The organism is Photobacterium pectinilyticum (assembly GCF_024357955.1).
Lineage (GTDB): Bacteria > Pseudomonadota > Gammaproteobacteria > Enterobacterales > Vibrionaceae > Photobacterium > Photobacterium pectinilyticum.
The window spans coordinates 54,176-74,167 of sequence record NZ_JANEYT010000013.1 but is presented as its reverse complement, the minus strand read 5'-3'; the positions used below and the strand labels follow the sequence as shown (position 1 = coordinate 74,167).

Sequence of the window (19,992 nt, the reverse complement as noted above, 5' to 3'; positions counted from 1 at the left end):
CTCATTCGGAAGAAAAGTTTGATCTGCCTCACATAGGCAGCAAGCCGGCTAGCTTACAGCAGGATCGAGAAAAGTCCTAATTCTATGCGTTTGAAGTTTGCGGCAATAGTCTCAATATGTTGCTGCCTTAATACAGTATCGTCATGTTGCCGATACAGTTTGTGTGCTGTCAGTTCTCAATGGGCGCAATAAGAAGCTCAAACCGTTCGTTGCCACGCAGGGATTCAAAATCTTTTTCTTCGGCGGCTAATTCTCGCAACGACGCACTGTCAGTCACGGCTTTCTCCAAATCATCCATTGCTAATTCTTCTGAGCCGAGGCAGGCGTATGCACATGCGCGTTGGTAGAGGGCGTGGGCATTATGAGGATCAAGTTCCAGTACTCGGTTACATAGGCTAAGCCCCCAATGAAACTCGCGGATTTCGATGATGGCATCAGCTTTATAGATCAAGGCTTCCAAGTCACCAGGGCGAATCTTTAATATATCGTCATACACTTCGATTTTTTGCTCAGGGGTCTGTAGCCCCTGCGAGCGTAGCCACAGATTGTGGATCTCATTGATGGTTTCAATCTCTTTGTTGTTTTGCGCAATGATTCGAGTTTTGCGTTTGAGATCTTGTTCGAGGCGCTGGAATTTCTTTTCGTATTGTTGGGCGATAGATTGAAGCTGTTGGTCTGCAGCCTTCTTGGTGTTGTCACGAAGTTCACGTAGTGATTGCCAGCCAACGAAAGCAAACAGCGAAGCGGCACCGGCGATGAGATAGAAGAAGTAGGTAACGGTGACGTTGGCATAATTCATTGATTTATCGGCAACGGCCAGTTCTCGGTCGGTGATCTCAATGACCATGCGGCGCTCGAGATCTTGCTGATCAGTACGAAGGGATTTCAGTTCATCAAGGACATACCTTTCCATTAAGGGGCGTTCCAGTATTTTATCTTCTGCTTGTTGCATCTCGGCATTGGCAGAGGCCGATAGAGCAAAGGCGACGAATAAGAGGAGATAACGTAAGAACATAGGAACTTCCTTGAACAAAAAATACTATTAAGGAATAGTAGTCTAAAGGAATGTGATTTTGATGGGAAATGGATGTAAGAGAATAGCGCTGACGGCCTGAGTATGTTGATTGCTTACTAACAACGAGGCACAGGAAGAAATTGGTTGGCGGCCAAAACCTTGGTTACCACCAGCGCTGGAGAGACGTCGAATTAGGATTGCTTTGGCAGTTAAATTATTCTACCAAACCACCTTCTTGTTGTACTGAGGCCAACATGGCTTTGCGCTTCAGCTCTTTGTCGGCTTCTTGCTGGCAATGCACGTTGTTGGCTTCTTCGAAGCTGGTTTCTGTATTGTTTGAAAAAACATAATCTTTATTAAAAGTCAGCATGACGTTTTACCCTCAAGTCATCATGTTGTTTACGGCTTACATCCTGTCTCTATTTGGTTAAAAAACCATCATCCCTGATTAATTATTTTGGGGAGGAGGAAAAAGGCGTAGTTCACACTTTTTTCATCCTCGTAGGCGTAGAACGACCTAAAGGTCGCTATTCTATACCTAAAAGTCTAAGTGCGCTTCTGGCTGAGTCGAAGGCAAAATTAATCGGAACAATGTCATCGCGCTTGACCCAGCGTATTGCAGCAACATCATCATTTGCTTGCATTGTGGGTTTATTCTCAAGTGTTATGTGATAGAAGGCATCGCAGGTTTTGTATTCGATGTCTCGGTAAACATAAGTATTAGGTGCCGAACCAATGTAGTGAACCTCGCTAGGTTGAAAGCCGAGCTCTTCTTGCAGCTCCCGGTACAATGCTTGCTCCAAAGATTCATCATAATCAACAAAGCCGCCGGGAAAATCGAGCATACCTTTGCAAGGCTCGCGGCCTCGTTCTGCCACTAATATTTCGTCCTCAAAGCAGATAACGGCCAGTATTGCTGATGCGGTATTGTGAAAATAGATAAATTGGCAGTGTTCACAGCGAAAAGCTTTGTCGTCAGTGCGTGCTAGTGAAGCTTGTCCGCAAGAAGGACAGTACATGTGGCTTCCTTTAGAAAAGTTAGCTGAAAAGACAAGCGGCGAGAATAACGTAGCTAACCCGTGAATGCCAAGCCGGAATAGGTTAAAATTCAGTAAGAACGTCAGCGTGAGCTGAATAATTGAAGTCACCACTGGTTGAAAAAATGTCTGAAGAACACGAAGAATATGAAGTTGAAGCCCTTGGCGTTGAGGTGAGTGCTCAGCCTATTGAGCTTTATAAGGTGTTGAAAATTGCCAATGCAGTAAGTGGTGGCGGTGAAGCAAAATTTGCTATTTCCGAAGGCTATGTGGCTGTTAACGGTGAGTTGGAGCAGCGTAAGCGCCGCAAGGTATACGATGGTGACGTGGTTGAATTCAATAACGAGTTTTATTTGGTTCTTTGCGATCAGCCTGTGACCGAAGTGGCCGAAAGGCCGAAGAAGGAAACTGAACCTAAGGCAGCCTCACACGCTAAGCCAGGCTCAAAAGCGACAAAAAGCAAAGAGCAGGGCACTAAAGCTAAAGGTTCTCGCAACCAAGCAGCGAAGGCTAATAAAGGCCGTAGAGGTAATGTGGCAAAAGAGACTAAAGCCAAAGGGCCCGCGGATAAAGCGACGGGCCGTAAGCCAATCAGCTTTTAAGTCCCAGCGAGAACGATGTCAACTAATACGAAAAGGGCCGCATTTGTTGCGGCCCTTTTTAGTCATCAGAAAGCTGGATGGTTGTTATGCCGGGCGGTGGTTACTGAGCCCGAATTTCTTGATTTTACGGTATAAGGTCGCAATACCGATCCCTAGTTCATCTGCCACCATCTTGCGGTTGCCCAGTCGGAATATCGCCTCTTCGATACGTATCTTTTCCATCTCTTCCAAACTCATTGAGCAATCGTCACTCAAGACTTCCTGTGTGATGGCGCACTCAGGTGTTTGTTCAAAGTAAGGAGGAAGTAAATCGACGTCGATCTGGTCGCCTTCAGGTACAACATTGACAAGATACTCCACTAAGTTGCTTAGTTCTCGCACGTTACCCGGCCAGTGGTAGGCATTGAGACGACACATGGCCTCGGCACTGATCCCCGGATACGTCACACCGATTTTTTGGGTGTGGTGCTCAAGGAAGTAATTAATCAATAGCGCAATATCCCCTTCACGCTCCTTGAGTGGTGGTAAATTAATGGGGATCACGTTTAGGCGGTAGTAGAGATCCTCACGGAATTTATTGGTCGCAATCATTTCCTGAAAATTCCGGTTGGTGGCCGAAATAATACGGATGTCCACCGGCACGGCTTTGTTTGAGCCGATTGGCATCACTTCTCGTTCTTCCAGTACCCGCAACAGTTTGGCCTGCAGGGTCATCGACATATCACCAATTTCATCAAGGAACAGAGTCCCCTTGTTGGCAGCTTGGATCAGACCGGTTTTACCTTTGCTCGAAGCACCCGTAAAGGCCCCTTTTACATAACCAAACAGTTCGCTTTCCAATAGTTGGTCGGGGATGGCTGCACAGTTGATGGCAATGAACGGGGATGGGCTGCGATCGCTGAGGTTATGCACCGCATTGGCGATCACTTCCTTACCGGTACCGCTTTCACCGTTGATCAATACGCTTGAAGGACTGTTGGCAATCCGGGTAAGCAACTTTTTCAATTGGCGCATCTTGGTACACTCACCAATGACCGTGGCGAATTGTGGTTCGTGATCGGGGATCATCAATGTGCTATTTGGCTGGTGGTAAGCCATGAGGAAAAGTTGATGGCCGTGGGTGTTGTAAAACTGCCCAACCAATAACTCCTGCCGACCTCCCAGTGAAATAATATGCTGCTGATGACCTTTCATTTCATTGTTATGAAGAGAAAGCGGTTGAATATTTATTTCAAGGCTATGCAACACTTCTTTTGTAATATTTAAGTTGGTCAGTGCATGCTGATTACCGTATTTAACTCGGTTGTTTTCATCGAGAATTAATACGCCCTGGTCCATGTTTTCAATAAGATTGGTAAACACTTCATCGAGACCTTCACTATTATTATTTTTCTCGACAACCTTAGACACCACTATTTGAGCAATATGTTTGATGTAATCGGAGAAAAGCTGAACATTATCTTTGATTCGTTCGCGAGATTCTTCGGTAAATGCCACCAAGCTGATCACACCCAAACAACGATCTTCAATCATGATTGGTACACCCAAAAAGGCCATTTCACGACATCCGTTTTTGTTGGTACAGCCTTCACATAGAGGGTCGGTACGTGACTTGACGACAACTTTTTCCTCATGTGTTTCAAGAATATATCTGAATATCCTTGAGCTGGTATTTTGCTTTTTTCCAAAAAACTTACTATACGGACCAGTGCCTGCAATTCGTACCAAATCGGCATCTACCACTTCGGCATCGATTTTCAACACCGCCGACAGCATCTGCGTGAAACGGAGGATCGTTGGTTGTAATTGCATTAATTCTGATGGTCTTGGTGTGTTAAGCATATTGACTGGCTTATTTCTTTAATGACCGAGCTAACATAAAGAAAAACCTTATCATGCTGTTTGATATGTATCAGGGTTTTTCAAATGAACATTTTGAAAAGAAATATTTTGCAAGCAATGTCACACGGGAATATCAATATGATAATCCCCCTTTTTTATCACTATCATTTTGGTCTAAAGGTATGATACCTCGGTGATAGCGTACTTATAACAACGTGTCTTATCATGGCTTAAAAAAAATAACATGAAGAGTTAAACCCTTTATGAATGCGGTCTGTAGACGAGAGATGATAATTTATTTACCGTAAAACGTTTTTTGGCACAGTTATTGATTGTTAGTTCATTAAGTACGAAATCAACTCATTTTGTTAACCCTTAATTTAAGCCTGAAGATTAATAGACATTATACCTTTTTCTTGCAATCTCAATGTTTTAAATAAAAAACCAAAGAATGACTGCTGATTGAGCAATGCTAGCTAAAGGCTGTCATAACCCATTAAGTCGCTGGCTAGTGATGTAATGTGCTGCCAGGGAAGAATAACAATTGAAACCGGGATGAAAATCATGAAGAGCATCAACGAACTGATCAAGGAAATTAACGAGCTAAAATCTGAACTACACGACAAAGATTTCTTGTTGACGTGGGAGCAAACCCCGGAAGAGCTTGAACGTGTATTGAAAACGGCCCAAGCTCTAAAAGCGATGCGTCAGGAAAATATTGCCACTAACGTGTTTAATAATGGCCTCGGAATTTCCCTGTTCCGCGATAACTCAACACGTACCCGTTTCTCATATGCTTCAGCTATCAACATGCTAGGCCTTGCTCAGCAGGATTTGGATGAGGGCAAATCTCAAATCGCTCACGGCGAAACGGTCCGTGAAACGGCCAACATGATCTCTTTCTGTGCTGATGCTATCGGGATCCGTGATGACATGTACTTAGGTGCGGGTAATGCCTACATGCGTGAAGTCGGTGCAGCACTGGATGACGGTGTGAAGGAAGGTGTGCTACCTCATCGTCCTGCCTTGGTTAACCTACAGTGTGATATCGACCACCCAACCCAGTCTATGGCTGACCTGGCATGGCTGGAAGAACACTTCGGTGGCTTGGATAAGCTGAAAGGCAAGAAAATTGCCATGACTTGGGCTTACTCGCCAAGCTACGGTAAACCACTGTCAGTGCCTCAGGGCATCATCGGTCTGATGACCCGTTTTGGTATGGATGTGACACTGGCTCACCCTGAAGGCTATGACCTGATCCCTGAAGTGGTTGAAGAAGCGCGTAAGAATGCTGAAGCCTCTGGCGGTAGTTTTACTCAAGTTGCCAGCATGGAAGAAGCATTCGAAGGTGCCGACATCGTGTATCCAAAATCTTGGGCGCCTTACCAGGTCATGGGCCGTCGAACCGAACTGCTACGTGCTAACGATCATGACGGCCTGAAAGTGCTAGAGCAAGAATGTCTGGCACAGAATGCCAATCACAAAGATTGGCACTGCACCGAAGAAATGATGAAGCTGACCAAAGCAGGCGAAGCGTTATACATGCACTGCTTACCAGCTGATATCACGGGCGTGTCTTGTGAGGAAGGCGAAGTGGAAGAGTCGGTATTTGAGAAATACCGTATTGCGACATACAAGGAAGCCAGCTGGAAGCCATATGTGATTGCGGCAATGATCTTGAACCGTAAATACCAGGAGCCAGGACTTATTCTGCAAGAGCTGCTGGACGATGCGAAGAAGCGTGTTAAATAACGTTGTCGCGTTACTCACTTTCACCTGCCATGACGATACTTTTTGGTGTTAGCAGGGCAGGGTGAACCTAGTCGATCTATCTGTATCTTTATGCTTGGGTCATACTAGCCCACTAGCGGGGGGAACTGCCCTTGGGATATTTGTTACCCCCCGCATTTTTCTTTCTCTTATTTTTACGAGGTCTGGTCGTGTCTACTTTCACTCTAAAAATGGAGATCGCCGATAACCGCCACTATAACGGTCAGCTTTCTCCATTATTTACTGCCGCCGAGGCTGAAAAAGCCCGTGCCTTCCACCAAGCTGTGGAGGGTTACCAACCGACACCATTACATTCACTCGACTGTCTGGCCAAAGCAATCGGTGTTGGAAAAATCCTAGTCAAAGATGAAGCCTACCGCTTCAATTTGAATGCTTTCAAAATGCTGGGGGGCGCGTATGCGATTGCCCGCCTGCTGTGTGATGAGTTCAATCTCGATATCAATGCCTTTGATTTCGACAAGCTGAAAAACGACATCACAGAAAAAATGACGTTCGCAACTGCAACCGATGGTAACCATGGTCGTGGTGTTGCGTGGGCTGCTGATAAGCTCGGTCAGAATGCCGTGGTGTACATGCCAAAAGGCGCGGCTGATGAGCGTGTGAAGAATATTCGTGCCTTGGGTGCCGAATGTATTGTCACCGATATGAACTATGACGATACCGTGCGCCTTGCCATTAAAACCGCTGATGAAAACGGTTGGAAAGTGGTGCAAGACACAGCATGGGAAGGGTATACCGAAATTCCTACCTGGATCATGCAGGGCTACACCACCATGGCGGCAGAAGCCGTTGATCAAATGAAAGCCATGGCTGTTGAACGTCCGACTCACGTTTTCCTTCAAGCTGGCGTTGGTGCGATGGCCGGCGGCGTGCTTGGCTATCTGTGTGACCAGTACGGACCTGATCAATTGCACTCTGTCGTCGTTGAACCTGATCAGGCTGACTGTATCTACCGTTCTGGCATTAGCGAAAAAGGCGAAATGATCAATGTCGATGGCGATCTTGCCACCATCATGGTCGGCTTGGCCTGCGGTGAGCCAAACCCTATTGGCTGGCCAGTGCTTCGCGATTGCTCTACCCAGTTTGTTTCCTGCCAAGACAGTGTTGCGGCTCTCGGTATGCGTGTGCTGGGCAACCCGCAAGGCAGTGACCCAAGGGTTGTTTCTGGTGAATCCGGTGCCGTTGGTGCAGGTTTGCTTGCCGCGGTGCACTTCCATCCAGAGAAAGAAAAACTGATGGAAAAACTGGGTCTGAACAAACACTCAGTGGTATTGCTGATTAGCACCGAAGGGGATACTGACCCAGTCCATTACCGTGAAGTAGTGTGGGGCGGTAAACACCAAACCATTTAAGTATTTAGTTTTGCTAGTTAGCACAATGTGTGTTTTGAGAGTGCTTGCCCTTGTCCTAACTAGCGTTACTACATGCCAAAAATAATTAGCTCAAAACCAAAAATTTTAAATTTTGCGCCGTGTTAGCGTCATCAATAAGGCAGGGTGCCGTGAAAATCGATCATACCGGGTGTGATGACCACCGCTCGGTTCAAGGAGAATTATAATGAACATCCCATTCGCCCAAGTACTGGATAAAGCCCAAGAATACAAAGCGGATATGACCCGCTTCCTACGTGACATGATTGCTATTCCGAGTGAAAGTTGTGACGAAGAAAAAGTAGTACTGCGCATTAAAGAAGAAATGGAAAAAGTCGGTTTTGACAAAGTAGAAATCGACCCAATGGGCAACGTACTGGGTTGGATTGGTCACGGTCCTCATCTTATTGCGATGGATGCACACATAGATACCGTGGGTGTCGGTAACATGGATAACTGGGACTTTGACCCATACGAAGGTATGGAAGATGACGAAGTGATCGGTGGTCGTGGTGCGTCGGACCAAGAAGGCGGTATGGCGTCTATGGTTTACGCCGGTAAGATAATTAAAGATCTTGGTCTGGAAGATGAGTACACCTTGCTTGTTACCGGTACAGTACAAGAAGAAGACTGTGACGGCCTTTGCTGGCAGTACATTATTCAAGAAAGCAATATCCGTCCTGAGTTCGTGGTATCCACTGAGCCAACAGATTGCCAGATTTACCGTGGTCAGCGTGGCCGTATGGAAATCCGTGTTGAGGTTGCAGGTGTGAGCTGTCATGGCTCTGCGCCAGAGCGTGGTGACAACGCCATCTTCAAAATGGGCCATATGCTAAGCGATATCGAGACCCTGTCTGCCAATCTTGGTGATGACTCATTCCTAGGCAAAGGCACACTGACCGTTTCAGAAGTGTTCTTCACGTCGCCAAGCCGTTGTGCGGTAGCCGATAGCTGTGCTGTTTCCATTGACCGCCGTTTAACTTGGGGTGAAACATGGGAAGGCGCAATCAAGGAAATTGAAGAGCTAGAATCCGTTAAGAAGTTTGGCGGTAAAGTGACTATGTATGACTACGACCGCCCAGCCTACACTGGTTTGGTTTACCCAACTGAGTGTTACTTCCCTGCTTGGGTTATCGATGAAAAGCATGTCGCAACTAAAACATTAGAAGCCTCTTACGAACTTCTGTTCGACAAGAAACCAACCGTTGATAAGTGGACTTTCTCTACCAATGGCGTTTCTATCATGGGCCGCTACGGTATCCCTGTCATCGGCTTTGGCCCAGGTAAAGAGCCAGAAGCTCACGCGCCAAACGAGAAGACTTGGAAAGACCACCTAGTGACTTGTGCAGCGATGTACGCTGTTATCCCGCAGATGTATTTGAAAGAGTTAAAGAAGTAAGTATTGCAATGACAGGGCACTAATATAAGGCCCTGCTCATTCACCCTTTCCGTCCTGGGGGCGCCGACTGCTCTGCCTAACGTTGGCCACATATCCCCCCCAGGATGGATTTCTTGTTTATAGCTGTTTCTTTTGTCCATTAATTCGAGTTGAAGATCTTATACCAACCTAAATAAGTATTTGATCCGTTTTACTGGTTAAAATCGCTGCAATCTCTGCCTTGGTAACAACCATTTTTCCTGCGTAATACATAGATCAATTACTTATCCAGATTGGTATTAATGGGCAAAATAAATAGTTAGTGAAAATAAACCCCTCGAATGGGTTTGCAGCAAGGCAGAGAATAAATCGAAGGAATAGGAATATGTTTTCAGCGGCTTCGAAAAAATCATCAGAATCTCAAGCGGCCACCTTGAATCAGCCCCGCCCGGCGACCATGTTGATCCGACAAGGGATAGTCGTTGATCACCTACAAGCTCAAAAAGCCGATATCCTCATTGTTGATGGCAAAATCGCCGACATTGCGCCTGAAATTCACATCATTCCCAAGCAGTGTGAAATTATCGAAGCTGCTGGCTTGTATGTGATGCCAGGGGGAATTGATGTCCACACCCATTTCAATATTGATGTTGGTATTGCCCGTAGCTGCGATGATTTTTATTCTGGCACCCGATCAGCCGCTTGTGGTGGTACCACGATGGTGGTCGATCATATGGGGTTTGGTCCTAAAGGGTGTAGTCTCCATCACCAGCTCAATGTCTACCAACAGTACGCCAAGGAAACAGCAGTCATTGATTACAGCTTCCATGGTGTGATTCAGCATGTAAATGACGACATCCTCGGTGAAATGGCATCGATGGTCGAAGAAGAGGGGATATCCAGCTTCAAGTTGTACCTAACCTATGGCTACAAGCTTGATGACGAAGAAGTGCTGAAGGCGTTGAGCCAGCTTAAACAAGTTGGTGCGTTGGCAACGGTCCACCCCGAAAACGATGCTGCGATTGCCATGCGACGTACACAGTTGCTTGAGCAGGGTAAAACAGAACCTAAATACCATGCAGTAAGCCGCCCGCTTGAATGTGAAGCTGAAGCCATTGCCAGAATGATCAACCTGGCCAAACTTGCCGGTGATGCACCTCTGTATATAGTTCACCTTTCTAATGGATTGGGATTGGATTACACCCGCCTTGCTCGTGACAATCACCAACCGGTATGGGTAGAAACCTGCCCACAATACCTGATGTTGGATGAGAGCTGTTACGAGCGCGAAGATGCGCTGAAGTATATTCTTAGTCCGCCATTACGCCCGGCCGTCGAACGCGAAAAGCTGTGGTTGGGGCTGGTGGATGGCAGTATTGATACCGTTGCGACCGATCACTGCTCGTTTACCTATCACGAACAGAAACAGCGTGGCAAAGACAACTTCAGTGCGTGCCCTAATGGTATGCCCGGTGTCGAGACTCGAATGCCGCTACTGTTTTCGGAAGGCGTAATGAAAAGCCGGATCAGTCCGAGCCGCTTTGTGGAGCTAACCAGTTATTTACCTGCCAAACTGTTTGGTCTCTATCCGCAGAAAGGGGCGCTACAGGCAGGATCGGATGCTGATTTGGTGCTTTTTGATCCAGAGCAGAATGTCACGATTACTCACGATTTATTGCACGACAACGCAGATTATACCCCGTTTGAAAATATCCCCACCCAAGGCTGGCCTGTGATGACCATTAGCTGTGGGGACGTTGTTGCGTGTAATGGCGAATTTATGGGGAAAGCCGGGAATGGCCGCTTTATTCGCCGAAAACCGTTCGATGCCAGTGCGCTATAAACCTAATTAGCTCAAGAGAAATAGCTCAAGAGAAGAGCCAGTTTTAGACAATAGCCGAACGAGGAGGGGTGATAGCCCCACAACAACGATAATTCAAGGAGTTACTATGAACACCCCAACCCAAAAGAGTACTGCCGTCGTCGCCTTAGGGGGAAATGCGCTGTTACGTCGTGGCGATGCACCAAGTTTTACTAACCAGCTTGCCAATATTAAGATCGCCGCCAAAGCGATTGCGGAAATTGCCAAGGAATACCAGGTGGCAATTGTCCATGGTAATGGTCCTCAGGTGGGCCTATTGGCACTACAAAATCTGGCTTATGATAAGGTGCAACCTTACCCGTTGGATGTACTGGGTGCTGAAAGTGAAGGCATGATAGGCTATATGTTAGCGCAAGAGCTGCAAAACTTAATGCCGGAAAAAGAAGTCACCAGCTTGCTGACCCGCATCGAAGTTGATCCAAACGATCCGAGTATGCTGGATCCAACCAAGTTCGTCGGCCCAGTATATAACGAAGAAGAAGCGGGTATCTTAGCTGAAGCGAATAACTGGACCATGAAACGTGATGGTGAGTTCGTTCGCCGTGTTGTTCCATCGCCTAAACCGCTGAATATTCTTGATAAGAAATCGATAGAAACCTTGTTGAATGCCGGTGAGATAGTCATTTGCTGCGGTGGCGGTGGGATCCCTGTGCGTAAAACAGATTTTGGTTTTACTGGGGTAGAAGGGGTGATCGACAAGGATTTGTCTGCCACTTTGTTAGCGAAACAGCTTAACGCCGACAAGCTGCTGATCCTGACTGATGCCGATGCCGTCTACCTTGATTGGGGCACTGAGAACCAGCGTGCGCTGCGAGCGGCAACCCCAACACAGTTGAGCGAATACCAATTCCCGGCAGGGTCAATGGGGCCGAAAGTCGAAGCGGCAGCAGACTTTGCTCTGTTTGGCGGCAAAGCCTATATTGGCGCCTTGGAAGAAGGGCTAGATGTCTTGGCTGAGAAGGCGGGAACCTGTGTGAGTGTGTAGGTATTATTGGGCAAAAAGCTAAAACTCTCCAGCACTCAGTACCAGAGAGTTTTACTGTAAACCTAGTTCAGCAATTAACTAACGTGATTAGTTAAGCTGGAGGTTATTTAACTTGGTTGGTCGATACCTGAGGTTTATCAACTTCCGTCAGTAATCCTTTAATCAGGCTTATACTGCCAAAGAGAAGAATAATCGTAAACGGCAATGCAGCAATAATGGTGATTGATTGCAGAGTTTGAACAGATTCAGTACCGCCAATCCACAACATAAGCATTGCAATAGAACCAGAGATAACAGCCCAAACCACTTTCTGTTTGACTGGTACATCTAACTTACCACCTGCGGTCATGCCATCAACAACGATAGAGCCTGAGTCTAACGTTGTCACAAAGAAAACGATAATCAATACTACAGCGATGATGGATAGGGCATTACCGAACGGGTATGCATCTAACATATAGAATAAGCTTAGAGAGACATCTGCAATGCCTTGATCAAGGCCTAATTGCCCCACCTTATCGATCACCTGCTGGATAGCAACGCCACCGAAGATTGACATCCAAGCCGTTGTTACCATCGTCGGGATCAGCAATACACAAAGAATAAATTCGCGAACGGTACGCCCTTTAGATATACGTGCTACGAACATACCAAAGAGAGGAGCATACGCTACCCACCATGCCCAATAGAACACCGTCCAACCGTGCAACCACGTTGTATCATCACGGCCAGAGGTTTGACTTAACGGAAGAATGTTTTTCACATAACCCGTCACAGCGGTAACCAAAGAATCCAACACTGTGGTGAAATTCAAAACAGCAATAAGGCCAAGGAATACAAATGCAATGACCATATTCAGATTACTAAGAAACTTAACGCCTCCATCCATGCCACGCATAACAGAAACAATCGCTAGGCCCATAATCAACACGATAATGGACTGCTGAAGGTAGAGGGTATTTTCCATGCCGAAAACATGGCTGATACCACTCGCCGCTTGTGCGCCCCCTAAACCAAGAGATGTCGCTAGGCCAAACAAGGTAACCAATACCGTTAATACATCAATCACGTCACCCGCTTTGCCCCAAACTCGATCACCCAACAATGGGTAGAACACAGAGCGCATTGAGAGTGGTAACCCTTTATTGTAAACAAAGTAGGCAAGGCTAAGTGCGGTCATGCCATAGATAGCCCACGCATGTAAGCCCCAGTGGAAGATTGTTGCACCTAATGCTAGTTCACGGCCCGCTTCTGTATAAGGTTCTGCATTCAGTGGTGTTCCAAACCAGTTGGTAAAGAACGCCGTTGGCTCTGCAACCCCCCAGAAAATGAGTCCAATACCCATACCTGCAGCAAATAACATCGCAATCCAAGATGTTTTTGAATAATCTGGAGTAGTGTGTTCACCACCTAAGCGAATTTTCCCTAAAGGTGAAAACGCTAAAATAATGGCAAAAACTAACAAGATGTTGGCTCCCCACATAAAGAGGAAATCAAAATTTGACAGCGCTGCACCCTTAATGGAATCAATAGCTGCTTTTGCATCTGCTGGCGGTAACGCGAGAAGGGTGACAATGAAGAGAATAGATAAGCCAAGTGAGGCTACGAAAACTGTGTTATGGACATCCATGCCCCATTTACTGATGTTATCTTGACCAACTTGATAATCAGTAGAATCAATACTGTATTTTTTTGATTTAAATCCCATAAATTATTATGTTCACATATCCGAATGAACGAATATAAGGACCAACTCCATATCCAATTACTACTTGATTGGCTAGCCACATCACATAAACAAATATGATAAAAAACACCGTTGTGGCGATTAATGGCTTTTTGCTCAATCCCAAGCGGCGTATTGTAACATAAAATAGCGCTCCCTGATTAGATATTAGCCAGTAGCTTTAGGGTTCCTCTATCGGCACAAGAGAAAAGGCTATGGAAAAGTGCGAAAACATGGTGATACGCTGCTAAATATTTATGTGTTCTATCCTCGCCTCATTTTTCTATGCTGAGCATCCGGGTAACTCAGGTGTTATCATGACCCATAGGATCAGAATTCAATCTTGGCGAAACAGACTCTTGAGTAACGTAATTTTTCATCGTGGCCGGCATATTTTATATTTTATATGGCATCGGCTTAAAACCAGTGGCTTGCAGATGCTGGCCAGCTTTCTCTTTGTGCGGTGCGCACTGCTTACTCTGTTTGTTCCTCTTGATATATGGATCAGTTCCAAGCTGATGGCGCTTCATGGCGTGAGTGCGATTGCTAATCAGGAGTTACTGGCTTTCTTTCTCTCCCCGGCTGGTTTCTTACTCAGTTTATGGTTTATTACTCAGCTGAGTTTTGCTTTTTTCGTCGAGCACTCAACCATTAGCATCTTGCTTGCCCAGCAAGATGTAGGTAAGCGGTCGATCATGGATACTTTTGGGCTGATCCTTCAACGCTGTTTTCGGGTGGCGAAAGTCGTGCTCGCACAATCGATAGGGATTAGTTTACTGCTTTCTACCTTGGTTTGGTGCGGGCGCTGGATCTTCGGGCTGATGCTTAATGATTGGGATATCAATTATTATCTCAGCCATCAAATGAGCTCATTGTGGCTTGCTGTTGGCTTACTGGTTTTACTCACTTTGCCGTGTGTTTTATTGGTTCTTCGCTACTGGGCAAGTTGGTGGCTTGCATTACCGTTGAGCCTTTTTCAAAACTGCTCCCAATGGAAACTGTTCAAACAATCTCAGCGCTTAAGCCAAGGGGTTTATCCGCATATTGTGGTGGGGCATATTGTTTGGCTATTGAGTCGGGCGGCCATCATTGCCATTATCGCGAAGAGTATTTTGTTTGTTCTTGAGCCAGTACTGCACTGGGCGACTTATGATCCTGAGCGATACCCTTGGTTAATGCTTGCTACAATCCTGCTGATTGGCGTCGGGTTTCTGCTTAGTTTTGTTGACCGATTTATTTACGCTAGTTGCCAATATTATGTGCTGCGCTTGCAAACCAAACGCCTTAAATTGGTCAACGAAGAAGATCGTTTTGCTGGGCTGATGCAAAGTACAGAGCGGCGCATTTTGCTTAGCTGTGTTATGGCACTGATCATTGTATTTGCAGCTTTTAATGGTTATTCAGATGTCCGCCATTTTGTTGGGCACCTACAAACAAATACATCGGGCTACGTCACCGCCCATCGCGGTGGTGGTTTTGAGCAACCTGAAAATAGTGAAGCGGGCATTCAGTATTCTATTTCATTAGGGATCCAAAGCACCGAAATTGATGTACAGATCACCAAAGATGGTCAAGTCGTGGTGTTTCATGACCGTGATTTAGGCCGTAAGCTGGGTGTGCCTTTGGTGGTTGAAGACGCAAATTATTCAGAAATTGTCGCCGCTTATCAGGAAAACAACCGCATACCGCCGCCCTTGCTAACGCGGTTATTAGATGACTATGCTGATGAAATCGAATTCAATATTGAATTAAAACGCTACAACCAACGCTTTGAACTTGCCAGTGCGATGGCTGAATTGCTGCCGAGCTATCAGCAAGCAATGATTGTATCGAGTCTGGATACAGAGTTACTGGCAAAGCTGATGAGCAAGATGGAGGCTACTCGCCCTGAACATCTTCGCTATGCGCTTATCTATGCAGCAAGTGTTGGTGAGTCAGAGCTTGAAAGAGACGTTGATATGTTGATGATAAGCGATCAATGGCTAAATGCATGGCGAATTATAGAAATCCAACAGAGAGAGCAAGAGGTATTGGTTTGGACTGTTAACAATTCCGCGGCCATGCAGCGGCTGTTTTTGCTCGGTGTGGATGGCATTATTACCGATGAACCTAAGCTTGCTTTGGATGCCAAGTTAGTCATTGAGGAAATGGATTTTTCCGAGCGCGCACTCCGCACCTTGCGTCATTGGTTGTTATTCTAAACAAATAAAACGCGAGACATGCATTGAGCATATAGATGAGGTTGATGGTTCGAACCACTTATAAACATTCTCCTGAGGTGGATAATGCTGTTATACCAATCTGGATAAGTAGTTGATCAAGTATTTACACTGGAAAAATCGTTGTTATCAAGGCAGATATTGCAGTAACTAGTGGCTCTAATTACAAAATATCTAATGCAGAGAACAGCGATTTTAACCAGCAAGACTGATCAAATATTTATGTAGGTTGGTATTAAGTGTAGTCTGTTCTAGTTTTACTTATCCTGAAGTACAGAGTGGCTTGAGCTGCAGTTCCTAGCAAATGCCGATCTGTTTGTCTTGGTTGGGTTCCGATCACCGACAACGTCTGCCTGCATGCAAAGACATTAGTTTTGGTGTTGGTGATTTTAACCCTTTTGCAGGGGGAATTTGACAGCGTAATTACATATTGAATAATTTATCAAACTCGCGCTTATCAAGGATATCTTCAATTTTTCTTCGTGTCATATTCGCGCTTTTATTCTGGTTTTCAACCGGTATGTTTTTCTTGTTGGATGATTTCTTCTGACTTTTTTTCATTTTGACCCCATCATTAAAAAGTGATTACTACGTGATTTTAAAGGTTCCCAGTTTGATGCCATGCTCTGACAAGATGTTTCCTTGGTTATCGGGCTCAGAGTATGAGAACTGGAGGTCATACAGGTTAGCGTCTATCTTTGGATAAATGTGACGGCGTAAGATATCGCTATTCAATTGGTGTATTTCTGTTGACCAATATTTTTTTTCGCTCTCTAAATAAAATTCTATTTTAAACATACTTTCTTTTGGTTATTTGTGATTTTTCATCACATGATTTTTTGTACCAGAATCTCTGGCGACTTGTTCTTCTAGACATCAGACTCCTAAGTCTTTCGTGTAATATGGTAATGACAAAAGGTGAAATATAGAAATGGTGTAATCTCCCCATCGCACTTAAATTTATTATGGAAAAACACAGCATTACCGACATTATCTTGTGATATTAAACCGCAGCTTTTAGCCTCATAAAACCATTTCAAAGTTACCGTTGTTTAAGTCGTTCATAGTCTTCATTAACGCAATTGGCAAGCATGAGATGCCACTAAAAAACAATAAATGAAGCAATCACAGGCGCTAAACGAAGGGCATCTAAAGATAACTGAGAGGTGGTTTGCAGTAGACTGTTCTTTAACAGCTTATTTACAAGAACTTCATACACTATACAGGTTGTTTGGATAATGAACAGCTTTATTTTAGGGGTGAGGCGACCATACTCAATATAAAAAAGGATCTCACTTAAAACAGTGAGATCCTTTCGAGGTTATAGGAAACCGATAGGGCGCTTATTCCTCAATCAATTTATGTGCTATCTGACTTTGGCGTTCTTGAGGTTTAAATTGATTAAACCTTGGCAAGAACTTGTCCCAGTCGATGACATGGCTGTTGATTTCAGGACCATCGATACAGGCGTGTTTACGGATCAGCTTGCCATTTTCCATGACAGGCACCATACACGCGCCACACATACCGGTAGCATCCACCATGATGGAGTTAAGGCTCGCAACACAGGGCACTTCATAGCCTAGGGTCTGATCACTCACCGCGCGCATCATCATAGGCGGACCTATGGTGATCACTTCTGCAATAGTTTGCTCGGCATTCGCGTCATTCGCTTCTCGATGTTGTATCAAGCGCTCTTCCAACGGATTGGTCACAAACCCTTCGATACCTAATGTTCCATCATTACTGGCGTAAACGACCTCCAGTTGTTCTGGGTAGGCCGCACGAAGGTTCTCCACCTTGTCACCTTCTGCAGTCCAGAAGCTATGGGTTTGGCTTCTGAAACCAGAGATAAGGGTGACCTTATTACCGATTTCCAGATGGGCACGCATTATTGGGTACACTGCTGGTAAGCCAACCCCGCCAGCGGTGAAAATCACACTCTGGTTGTCAGGGTGTTTCACCACATGGCTTGCTTGTCCCAAAGGACCGGCAATGGCCTCGAAACAGTCACCTTCTTGCATTTGGTTGATCAGCTTGGAGCTGGTACCCAGCCCCTGAATAACCAGTTCGATGGTTCCGGCTTCGGCATCCCAATCTGCGAGGGTTAACGGGATCAATTCACCTTTTTCATCCGCGAGTACCCGGACAAATTGTCCCGCTTTAGCCGACTGGGCGATCAGCGGTGAGGTGATGGTAAACTCGACAATTTCATCGGTCAATTGACGACGTTTGACGATTTTAGGTGCGGCTTGGCCAATGTCAGTATATCGACTGGCTTGTGCCACCAGACCCTCAACTTCTTTGGTGTTGAAATCAAGTTGCCCCATGATCTCTCTTGCCGCTGCCTGTCCGTCCCCGGCTGCTTTGATGGCGGTAGAACCACCACGGGTAGCATCACCGCCGCTATAGACACCGCTTAGTGATGTCTCTTGCGAGCCTTTGTTGAGCAGTAATGTGCCCCACTTGGAGGTGTTCAAGTCTGGGTTGGCGTCTTTTACGATTGGGTTCGAGCTGTTGCCCAAAGCCATAATGGCAAAATCAACCTTCATCAGCTCAAATTCACCGGTAGACTGTGGGCGTCTCCGGCCTGAGGCGTCAGGCTCACCGAGCGCCATCACATCAAGTTTGGCACTGGCCAGGGTATGGTTCTTATCGCCATTGAATTCGCAAGGTGAGCGTAGCTCTTTGAGCACAACTCCTTCTTCGAGCGCGTGGTGTTGCTCCTCGACACGAGCTGGCATTTCTTGCTGGGTACGGCGGTAGACAATGGTGACATTAGCACCCAATCGGCAGGCGGTTCGGGCGGCATCCATTGCGGTGTTACCACCACCGATGATCATCACTTCCTTACCGTCCATATCCGGCATTGGCGTTTCGTAGTCAGGTTCGTTTGCATGCATTAGGTTGACACGAGTCAGGAACTCATTGGCCGACATAATGTTCAGCAAATGCTCGCCGGGTACATTCATAAAGCGCGGTAAACCCGCCCCAGTACCGACGAAAATACGTGTAAAGCCTGCGCGTTTCAGATCTTCAAGCGTCGCTGTTTTACCGACTATGTAGTTGGCCACAAAGCGGCCGCCGAGCGCTTTAATTTTCTCGACCACATCATCAATCAATTGGTTAGGCAAACGGAATTCAGGGATCCCGTACCTCAGCACGCCGCCTAAGACATGGAATGCCTCGAACACCGTGACGGGGTAGCCCGCTTTGGCGAGCAGGTAGGCATTGATCAGCCCTGAAGGCCCTGAGCCGACAATGGCGACCGGTGGCTTGGTCGCGGCAACCCAAGGGTTGATGTCAGCCGGTTTGGGGGGCTCGCCGTTGGATAGCTCGCGCTCTCGCTGGGGGAGGAACCATTCTAACTGGCCAATTTCGATTGGTCGGTCATTATGGGTACACACCCCTTGACACTGTAGCTCTTGCGGACAGACCCGGCCGGTGACATTCGGCAGCGGGTTAGCGTCGCGAACCAGCTCGAATGCGGCTTTAAAGCGGCCTTCACCCATCAGGTTGAGCACCTGGGGAATGTGGATCTTGACCGGACACCCTCCGTCATTTTCTTCTGCTGGGTTACCGTTACGGTCGCACTGCGGAACGCCGATTTCACATGGACGATCTTCGCACTGCTTATCGCGGATCACTTCTAGCCATACGAATAATTCGACTTCGCGCAGGCTATAACCCAGTCCCATGTAGCCTAGGTAGCCTTGGCTTACCAAGTCAAAGTCTTTGTTGCGCTCTTCGGCAGGGCGCACGTATGGCGGTATGTTGTTGCTCCCGGGCCATCCGACGGAAAGCCCTTTGAACATAGGGTAGCGGCCAGATAGATGGGTATCCAATGCCTGAACAAAAGCACGCTTTTGTTTGAGTGGAATACGCCATAAATAGCGTTGTAACGCGACACTGAGTTCATTGTTAGCAAGCAATAGTTGCCACAGTTTCTCGGTAAACTCAGCAGAGAGTTTGCCTTGTTTCAGTGTCTCGCGGATGAGCTGCATACTCTCCTCGATCACCATCTGCTGGAAGCGCTGTGGGTTTTGCTCCATGCGCTTTAGCATCAGCTCCCGTTGGGATTGCGACACCCTAGATGGAGTCGACTCAGCTTTTGTCGACTCCGACTTAGTCACTAGTTCGCTCAT

General features: G+C 46.4%; 14 protein-coding genes. 7 read left to right on the top strand and 7 right to left on the bottom strand.

Annotated features, from left to right (window positions below):
- Positions 1 to 169: 169 nt before the first annotated feature.
- From NHN17_RS08090 to NHN17_RS08080, 3 genes are all read right to left on the bottom strand, one after another.
- Entirely contained in the window at positions 170 to 1,015 is an 846-nt protein-coding gene (locus tag NHN17_RS08090) for a TPR end-of-group domain-containing protein (protein WP_373689551.1), read from the bottom strand.
- Between the two features lie 214 nt (positions 1,016 to 1,229).
- On the bottom strand, positions 1,230 to 1,385 hold the full coding sequence (locus tag NHN17_RS08085; protein WP_255041750.1) for a hypothetical protein: 156 nt from the start codon (positions 1,383 to 1,385) through the stop codon (positions 1,230 to 1,232).
- A 157-nt stretch (positions 1,386 to 1,542) separates the two neighbouring features.
- Positions 1,543 to 2,034 carry an NUDIX hydrolase gene (locus NHN17_RS08080; protein ID WP_255041748.1) on the bottom strand — a complete coding sequence of 164 codons (492 nt, stop codon included), beginning with the start codon at positions 2,032 to 2,034 and terminating at the stop codon, positions 1,543 to 1,545.
- Positions 2,035 to 2,177: 143 nt separating this feature from the next.
- Between NHN17_RS08080 and NHN17_RS08075 the strand changes: the two genes are divergently transcribed.
- Positions 2,178 to 2,654, top strand: a complete 477-nt coding sequence (locus NHN17_RS08075) for an RNA-binding S4 domain-containing protein (protein WP_255041747.1) — start codon at positions 2,178 to 2,180, stop codon at positions 2,652 to 2,654.
- 84 nt (positions 2,655 to 2,738) lie between these two features.
- Here NHN17_RS08075 and NHN17_RS08070 read toward each other — a convergent pair whose 3' ends face one another.
- Positions 2,739 to 4,466: a sigma 54-interacting transcriptional regulator gene (locus NHN17_RS08070; protein WP_255041746.1), complete on the bottom strand. Its 1,728-nt coding sequence runs from the start codon at positions 4,464 to 4,466 to the stop codon at positions 2,739 to 2,741.
- Positions 4,467 to 5,060: 594 nt separating this feature from the next.
- Between NHN17_RS08070 and ygeW the strand changes: the two genes are divergently transcribed.
- The 5 genes from ygeW to arcC all read left to right on the top strand — a co-directional run bounded on the left by ygeW (position 5,061) and on the right by arcC (position 11,902).
- Positions 5,061 to 6,248 carry a knotted carbamoyltransferase YgeW gene (ygeW, locus tag NHN17_RS08065; protein ID WP_255041745.1) on the top strand — a complete coding sequence of 396 codons (1,188 nt, stop codon included), beginning with the start codon at positions 5,061 to 5,063 and terminating at the stop codon, positions 6,246 to 6,248.
- Between the two features lie 188 nt (positions 6,249 to 6,436).
- Entirely contained in the window at positions 6,437 to 7,639 is a 1,203-nt protein-coding gene (dpaL, locus tag NHN17_RS08060; protein ID WP_255041744.1) for a diaminopropionate ammonia-lyase, read from the top strand.
- Between the two features lie 205 nt (positions 7,640 to 7,844).
- On the top strand, positions 7,845 to 9,056 hold the full coding sequence (locus NHN17_RS08055; RefSeq protein ID WP_255041743.1) for a YgeY family selenium metabolism-linked hydrolase: 1,212 nt from the start codon (positions 7,845 to 7,847) through the stop codon (positions 9,054 to 9,056).
- 364 nt (positions 9,057 to 9,420) lie between these two features.
- Positions 9,421 to 10,878: a dihydropyrimidinase gene (hydA, locus tag NHN17_RS08050; protein ID WP_274126256.1), complete on the top strand. Its 1,458-nt coding sequence runs from the start codon at positions 9,421 to 9,423 to the stop codon at positions 10,876 to 10,878.
- Between the two features lie 106 nt (positions 10,879 to 10,984).
- Entirely contained in the window at positions 10,985 to 11,902 is a 918-nt protein-coding gene (arcC, locus tag NHN17_RS08045) for a carbamate kinase (protein ID WP_255041742.1), read from the top strand.
- Between the two features lie 103 nt (positions 11,903 to 12,005).
- Here arcC and NHN17_RS08040 read toward each other — a convergent pair whose 3' ends face one another.
- The gene (locus NHN17_RS08040) at positions 12,006 to 13,610 is read right to left on the bottom strand and encodes a BCCT family transporter (protein ID WP_255041741.1); all 1,605 of its coding nucleotides are present in this window, start codon (positions 13,608 to 13,610) and stop codon (positions 12,006 to 12,008) included.
- Between the two features lie 455 nt (positions 13,611 to 14,065).
- On the opposite strand from NHN17_RS08040, the gene NHN17_RS08035 reads away from it, so the two are divergent.
- Entirely contained in the window at positions 14,066 to 15,829 is a 1,764-nt protein-coding gene (locus tag NHN17_RS08035; RefSeq protein WP_373689550.1) for a glycerophosphodiester phosphodiesterase, read from the top strand.
- A gap of 441 nt (positions 15,830 to 16,270) precedes the next feature.
- Here the strand turns inward: NHN17_RS08035 and NHN17_RS08030 are convergent, their stop codons facing one another.
- Positions 16,271 to 16,408 carry an adenosine deaminase gene (locus NHN17_RS08030; protein ID WP_255041738.1) on the bottom strand — a complete coding sequence of 46 codons (138 nt, stop codon included), beginning with the start codon at positions 16,406 to 16,408 and terminating at the stop codon, positions 16,271 to 16,273.
- Positions 16,409 to 17,190: 782 nt separating this feature from the next.
- Positions 17,191 to 19,992, bottom strand: coding sequence for a sulfide/dihydroorotate dehydrogenase-like FAD/NAD-binding protein (locus tag NHN17_RS08025; protein WP_255041737.1), 2,802 nt, complete (start codon positions 19,990 to 19,992; stop codon positions 17,191 to 17,193).